General features: G+C 67.8%; 9 protein-coding genes. 5 read left to right on the top strand and 4 right to left on the bottom strand.

Features of this window, described 5'->3' with window-relative positions:
* Positions 1 to 334 precede the first annotated feature (334 nt).
* From ACWGI8_RS36425 to ACWGI8_RS36435, 3 genes are all read left to right on the top strand, one after another.
* The gene (locus ACWGI8_RS36425; protein ID WP_453667677.1) at positions 335 to 886 is read left to right on the top strand and encodes a GrpB family protein; all 552 of its coding nucleotides are present in this window, start codon (positions 335 to 337) and stop codon (positions 884 to 886) included.
* Between the two features lie 194 nt (positions 887 to 1,080).
* Positions 1,081 to 1,377: a hypothetical protein gene (locus tag ACWGI8_RS36430; RefSeq protein WP_453667679.1), complete on the top strand. Its 297-nt coding sequence runs from the start codon at positions 1,081 to 1,083 to the stop codon at positions 1,375 to 1,377.
* Positions 1,367 to 1,903, top strand: a complete 537-nt coding sequence (locus tag ACWGI8_RS36435) for a hypothetical protein (RefSeq protein WP_453667681.1) — start codon at positions 1,367 to 1,369, stop codon at positions 1,901 to 1,903. The genes ACWGI8_RS36430 and ACWGI8_RS36435 overlap by 11 nt, the downstream gene beginning before the upstream one ends.
* A gap of 52 nt (positions 1,904 to 1,955) precedes the next feature.
* Here the strand turns inward: ACWGI8_RS36435 and ACWGI8_RS36440 are convergent, their stop codons facing one another.
* From ACWGI8_RS36440 to ACWGI8_RS36450, 3 genes are all read right to left on the bottom strand, one after another.
* Positions 1,956 to 2,327 carry a hypothetical protein gene (locus tag ACWGI8_RS36440; protein ID WP_453667682.1) on the bottom strand — a complete coding sequence of 124 codons (372 nt, stop codon included), beginning with the start codon at positions 2,325 to 2,327 and terminating at the stop codon, positions 1,956 to 1,958.
* 113 nt (positions 2,328 to 2,440) lie between these two features.
* On the bottom strand, positions 2,441 to 2,974 hold the full coding sequence (locus ACWGI8_RS36445) for a GNAT family N-acetyltransferase (RefSeq protein ID WP_453667684.1): 534 nt from the start codon (positions 2,972 to 2,974) through the stop codon (positions 2,441 to 2,443).
* A 183-nt stretch (positions 2,975 to 3,157) separates the two neighbouring features.
* Positions 3,158 to 3,706 carry a YciI family protein gene (locus ACWGI8_RS36450; RefSeq protein WP_453667685.1) on the bottom strand — a complete coding sequence of 183 codons (549 nt, stop codon included), beginning with the start codon at positions 3,704 to 3,706 and terminating at the stop codon, positions 3,158 to 3,160.
* Positions 3,707 to 3,989: 283 nt separating this feature from the next.
* Here ACWGI8_RS36450 and ACWGI8_RS36455 point away from each other — a divergent pair, with 283 nt between their 5' ends.
* Positions 3,990 to 5,015 carry an alcohol dehydrogenase gene (locus ACWGI8_RS36455; protein ID WP_453667687.1) on the top strand — a complete coding sequence of 342 codons (1,026 nt, stop codon included), beginning with the start codon at positions 3,990 to 3,992 and terminating at the stop codon, positions 5,013 to 5,015.
* A 197-nt stretch (positions 5,016 to 5,212) separates the two neighbouring features.
* Here the strand turns inward: ACWGI8_RS36455 and ACWGI8_RS36460 are convergent, their stop codons facing one another.
* Complete coding sequence (locus ACWGI8_RS36460) at positions 5,213 to 5,515, bottom strand: muconolactone Delta-isomerase family protein (RefSeq protein WP_453667689.1); 303 nt, start codon at positions 5,513 to 5,515, stop codon at positions 5,213 to 5,215.
* Between the two features lie 363 nt (positions 5,516 to 5,878).
* Here ACWGI8_RS36460 and ACWGI8_RS36465 point away from each other — a divergent pair.
* Positions 5,879 to 6,642: SDR family NAD(P)-dependent oxidoreductase (locus ACWGI8_RS36465; RefSeq protein WP_453667691.1), on the top strand; the 764-nt coding region annotated here is incomplete at its 3' end.

Here is a 6,642-nt window from a genome sequence, read left to right on the forward strand (position 1 = left end):
CCCGAATACGCCCAGTATGAGGACGACCCTCCGCCTTGCGATGCACCGCATCTGACGCCGCGCGCTGATCCACCGGGGATTACGGGACAGCCCTTTGCCGCAAGCCCCCCGGTGCGCTATAAGTTGAGAGTGGCAAGGAGCGGGATCTCCTTGCCTTTGCTTTTTGTCGTCCGCTGTGGACGGACAGCCTCCTCGCGAGGCGGCGGCGCGGCGCATACGGCGGTGGCGTCAGCCCAGAATCCTCATGGGCCCTTGCCGATCGTTCAGGCAGTCAGGTTTCCTCAAGGAGATCTTTGCAGCCCCGTATACGGGCATGGAAAAGTAACCTATGAGCATGGACGAGGAGCAGCTCCAGGACGCCACAGTCGGTGACATGCAGCCGCCCTACCGAAGAATCGTGATCGCCGACTATGATCCCGCGTGGCCCGCGTGGTTCGAGCGGGCGGCGGAGCAGATCCACGGCGCTCTTGGCGAGGCGGTTCTGCAGATCGACCACGTCGGTTCGACCTCGGTCCCGGGAATGCCGGCCAAACCGCTCATCGACATCAGCCTCGTCGTCGCGGACACGGTCCAAGAGGCAGCTTACGTCCCCCAGTTGGAGACCGCCGGATACGTCCTGTGCATCCGTGAGCCGGACTGGTACGAGCACCGGATGCTGCGTGGGCTCAACCCGCCGGTGAACCTCCACGTATTCCCGCAGGGCTGCGAAGAGGTCGACCGAATGCTCGCCTTCCGCGACTGGCTGCGCATAAACGACTCCGATCGTGAGCTCTACGCTCGGACGAAGCGCGAGCTCGCAGCGAAGAACTGGAAGTACGTGCAGAACTACGCTGACGCGAAGTCCGAGGTCGTGAGGGAGATCCTCCTCAGAGCCCAGCGGGCGTGAAACTCGTGGGGAGGGCGAGCGTAAGCCGTGAGGGTGACGAGGGAGCGGCCGCTGGGGTGAAGTCGCCTCACACCTGGAGGCCCGGACCTCCCCGGCCTCGCGATTCACCCGTTCGGAGCGTTTGAGTGGCCACTTGAATGACGTGGGCTTCTCATTGAGCTGGACCGCAACGCCGTGCGAGTGGGAGGTGGCCGATGTACAACATGTGCGCCGAACACATAGCGACGATGACCGGCACCGGGCTCCTGTGGCATGCCCTGGACGGCGACGGCAACGCCCTGTGCGCTCGGATATTCATCGGCAAAGCGCCGTCGGCACAAGACGGGCTGTGCGACCGTGAGGACTACTGCCACAGCTGTATGGACGCCCTCGCCGATGCGGTTCGGACTTATCCTGTCGCAACGGACTCACGCACTCCGACCGACGGCGCCGTGCAGCAGAACACCGGCATCGTTGCCCCGAGTCCGGAAAGTCATCCCCATGGGCAATGACACCTCCCGGAAGCCGAAGCGGTCGCGGCTCATCGCACGCTGGCGCGAATCGGCAAGCCACCACCTCACTCCCACGAAGAGATCACTGATCGTGACGTGGGTCGCCTTCGGCGTCACTTGGGGAACCGTACGGATCATCACCCACGGCATCCGCGGTGGATGGCTGCCCTGGGGCAACATCTCCGCCGGCGGCCAGCACCTGCACCACTACAACCTCGGCATCGGCACCCTCGCCGGCATCGGCCTCATCGCCGTACGCGGCGACGAGCGCGCCGTGGGCCACCCCGCCATCGCCGCCGCCTACGGCGCGGGAACCGCCCTCATCGCCGACGAGTTCGCCCTGCTCCTCGATCTGCAGGACGTCTACTGGGCCGAGCAAGGGCGCCTCAGCGTGGATGTCTCCCTCGGCATCCTCTCCGCACTCGGCGCGTACCTGACCGCCATACCGTTCTGGCACGAGTGCGCTCGGGTGACCCGCCGCCACGTCGTCTTTGCCGCCAAGCGGGCGCGCAGCCGGCAGTCCTGACCGGTCGCGCCGGTGTGCTGCTGGTGGCTTCGGGGGCCGATGGCGCGGGTGGTCAGAGCCGATGGACAGGTGAGGGCGTCTGGGTCCAGTGCCAGTTGACGGGCGCCCACTTGCCGTTGGCCACGGCCGAGGCGTTCTTGTCGTCGTGGGACGGGCAGCACAGCGCGCTCGCCAGCAACTCACCGTCCGCGGAGTACCGGGTGATGATCCGAAACCCGAAGTTGATTGTCGCCGGGTCCTGTTCGTCGTCGGCCACTCCGTAGGTGTACCGGTGCACCCCGTACAGCGCGTACACGTCACCGTTCGGTGCGGCCGCGACATCGTAGGCCTGGACACCCCAGCCCTTGGAGTAGAGCGCGGTCAAGTCGATGCGGTGGAGGTCCACCAGCGTGCCCGGCAGGGCCAGCGGAAGCGTCTGGATCACGCTGCCATTCTGCGTGCCGGCACTGACAGTTGGCGTGCCGGACGCATCCGGCCGCCGGACTGTCGACGGGGGATCCGCACACGTCGGTCCGGGGACGGCACTCACCGGAGTCATCACATGGGGAGCGAGAGCAGGCGTACCGCTCCAACAGGCCAATTCGCACCGCCGCGCAGTGGGGTCCACATGGTACGCAGCGGCATGATCACGAATCCGTCGGGTTGTTCGACGTGAACATCCTGCTCAAGCGTTTGCCAGCCGAGTCGCTGGTAGAGCGGCACGAGGGGTGGTCGGCAGAAGAGAATCGCGTGCTGCGGCCCCATCGTCCGTGCGTGGTCCAGGGCCGCCGATACGACCAACCGCGCCAGTCCGTGCCCCCGCATATCCGGGGCGACAGCCACCCCGCCGACGCCCACCACCTGTGTGCCGACCCCGCCGATCGATATGGGTAGCTGCAGCAGACCGGCGTGTGCGACAAGGCGGCCCTGGTGCCTGATACCGAAATGATCCTTCTTGGGCAGCCACGTCAACTCGGCGTCTGCGACGCCGAAGGGATCCGCACTGTCGCCGAGGATTTCGATCTGGTCGGTCTTCGCATAGTCCGCGAGCCGCACCACGGTTGGCAATGTGGAGGATGGACGATCAGTCATCTCACCATGATCCTCTTTGTGTCGGCTCCTCGCCAACTGAACACTCAGGGTGGCCGACTGAGGGCGGGTGAGGCAGGTCTCGGCTGAGGGATCTTGAAATGAGCGAGAGCCTTCCGGCCTGGGTGTGGATTGCGATATCTACGCCCGGCGACGGGAAGGCCCTCGTGCCCTACCGGAACTTCGTTACCGCCGCCCGCCGAACTCCCAGTCGTGGACCTCGATTTCGGCGTACCGGTCCGGGGTCAGGACGGCGCGTGCCGTGTCGGGGTCCGCGGCCCGGACCAGCGCCGCCGTACCCAGCCAGGTGGTGTCGTCGTCGGACAGCAGCGGCCCGTACGCGATCAGCTCGTCCCGGTCGGGCGGGACGTCGAGGTCGGCGGCCTGCCCCGAGCCGAGGCCGAGCACCAGATACCGGTTGCCGCCAGTCCGGCCACCAGGGAAGTCCCACATCGTGCGCCCCAGCACGTTGCGCCACCGGCGCAGCAGCACGTCCCGGTACACGCCGGCCTGGTAGTTGGGCTCGTCGAAGGCGAACGCGCGGGCGGCAGCGGGATCTGGCAGGTCGACGATGTGCACGCTGCCGGTGGGCGTATCGCCGTCGCCGGCGAAGGTCGGGCCGCGAGCGATCATCTCCGCCGCATACCCGTCCATGTAGGACCAGTGGTCTTCCAGCAGTTCGTCGCGCAACTCGACGGAGCCGGGCCGATCGCGGTGGTAACAGAAGAACTCCATACCCACAGACTCTCCCCCAACATTCGGCGGCATCTCAACAGGCTTTGGCAACGATGACCGCACGCTCTCAACGCGGCGGCGTTCCGTCGGACGGCGCAGCCTTCACGGAAGCACGGCCGCGTACCGACGACATCGGCCTGGAGACCATCGGCCCATCCAGTACGCGAAGGAGTTCCGCGGTAAAGCTCGGCAGGACCTGGCCCCCCGCCCGCGCGCGCGACGGGGCCGGACATGATCTGATGGTACCGGGGGCCGTTCCCAGTAGTACCCGGGAGAGGTCCGGATGAGCACTTACCGAGCTGCTCAGGTGGCCGCCGCCGGCGGTCCGTTGGCGATCGTCGAGCGTGAGGCCCCGAAGCCGGGCCCCGGCCACGTGCGGATCGCCGTGGACGCCTGCGGGATCTGCCACAGCGACGCCTTCTTTGTCGGCGCTCTGTTGCCGGGGGTCCGGTTTCCGCTGGTCCCCGGGCATGAGATCGCCGGGCGCATCGACGAACTCGGCGAGGAGACGCAAAGCCGCGGCTGGCAGGTCGGCGACCGGGTGGCGGTGGGCTGGTTCGGCGGCAGCTGCGGCCACTGCACGCCCTGCAGACAGGGCGACTTCATTGTGTGCGAGAACCTGAAGGTCCCCGGATGGGCATACGACGGAGGCTTCGCCGAGACGGTGATCGCACCGGCCGACGCCCTGGCCCGGATCCCCGACACGCTCGAGGCGACCGACGCGGCACCTATGGCCTGTGCCGGGGTGACGACGTACAACGGCCTGCGACGCAGCTCCGCACGGCCCGGCGACCTGGTCGCCGTCCTCGGCATCGGGGGCCTCGGCCACCTGGGCGTGCAGTACGCGGCCGCCATGGGCTTCGAGACCGTAGCCATCGCCCGCGGCGCCGACAAGGCCGACTTCGCCAGACAGCTCGGTGCGCACCACTACATCGACAGCACCGCGGACACCTCCGTCGCCGACGCGCTGAAGTCCCTCGGCGGCGCCAAGGCCGTTCTGGCCACCGCCGCCAACTCCAAGGCCATCACGGCGACGGTGGACGGGCTGTCCCACCGCGGCGAGCTGGTGGTCATCGGCGCGGACGCCGAGCCGCTGGGAATCAGCCCGACCCAACTGCTCATGGGCGGCTTGGTCGTTCGCGGGCACCCGTCCGGCAGCGCGCAGGACGTGCAGGACACCATGGCGTTCAGTGCCCTGCACGGAATCCGCCCGACGATCGAAATCGTGCCGCTGGACCAGGCCGACGAGGCCTACCAGAAGATGATGTCCGGCGCCGCCCGCTTCCGGATGGTGCTCACGCCCCGCTGACCCTGACGGTTCGATCTCACCCGCGGCGACCACCGCCCGCCAGGTGCAGGAAACCCGTTCGCTGACGACAAGCCAGGATCGGCTGCGCGCACGGTGTGTTCCTTGAGACTCCGCGGTGACCGTGAACGGGGTCGGGGTCGGGTGAACGGCGGTGCGGCGATGCGGCGGTGCGGCGGTGCGGCGGTGCGGCGGTGCGATCAAGTGTCGAGGTCGGCCTTGCCCGGGTCGTTGGGGTGGGACTCCAGGGCCGTGATCACGGGAGTCATCCACGACCAGAGCGGCAGGGTGGCGAGCACCTTCTCGCGCAGCTCGTCCTCGTCGGCGGCGCGCCACACACCGATGCTGCGCAGCTCACCCACCGGGCGCCCCAGCCGCACCAGGCGACCGGCGGCAGCCAGCTCCCTGGCCCGTACGGCTTCCGCGGCGCGGCGGCGGTCGACCTCGGCCGGGTCGGTGCCCTCGGGGATGGTGGTGGTGAGCTCGACCAGGAACTCCTTCATGACCCTTCTCCTTCTCTGCGGGGCGCTCGGGAGCGCGGGGCGTCTTCAGGTGCGGGTTGCAGGAGTACGACCAGGCGGTTGTGGGCGCATGGCGGTGCTTGTGTGTGGCGACCACAGTCGCAGGCAAACCGACCGGCCGTCCGTGTTGATGACGTCCAGGAAACGTTGTCGACGCTGACGTATTCCGTGGGCGCCCCGTACGTACGCGGCAGGGGGCTCGGTTGGCCCCTGGCTCTGAGCCGGGCCTGCCGGATCACTGCGTGACCTGAACCCTTTGAAGTTTCTCGACCGGTCGTCTACCTTTATAGGTGACCGGTCAGCTAGTTCTCGGTCGACACTCCCATCCCCGTCGAAAAGGTCATCATGAGCACGCAGGATCAGAAGGTCGCTGTCATCACCGGTGCGTCGCAGGGCATCGGAGCCGGGCTTGTCACCGCCTACCGCAAGCTGGGCTACGCCGTCGTTGCCACCTCCCGCAGCATTGCCGAGTCGCAGGACGCGGACGTCCTCACCGTCCAGGGCGACATCTCCGACCGCGCCACTGCAGAGCGCGTCATCGCTGCGGGCGTCGAGCGATTCGGCCGCATCGACACACTGGTCAACAACGCAGGAATCTTCATCGCCAAGCCGTTCACCGACTACACCGAGGACGATTACGACGCGGTGCTCGGCGTGAACATGGACGGCTTCTTCCGTATCACCCAGCTCGCGGTCGAGCGCATGCTCGAGCAGGGCGGCGGTCACATCGTGCAGATCACGAGCAGCCTGGGCGACCAGCCCGACTCCAACGTGACCTCCGTACTCGCCTCGTTGACCAAGGGTGGCCTGCAGTCCGCCACCAGGGCGCTGGCCATTGAGTACGCCACGCGCGGCATCCGATCCAACGCCGTCGCCCTGGGCATCATCAAGACCCCCATGCACTCCGAGGAGTTCCACGAGACGCTGGCCGGCCTGCACCCGGTCGGCCGGATGGGTGAGGTGAGCGACATCGTCGACGCGGTGACCTACCTCGAGAATGCCCCGTTCGTCACCGGCGTCGCCCTCCCCGTCGACGGCGGCCAGGCCGCCGGTGGCTGTAACCCGGGGCCGCCAGCCGCCGGTCGGCGGCCGGCGTGCGTACCAGTGCG

Source organism: Streptomyces sp. NPDC054841, assembly GCF_053611045.1.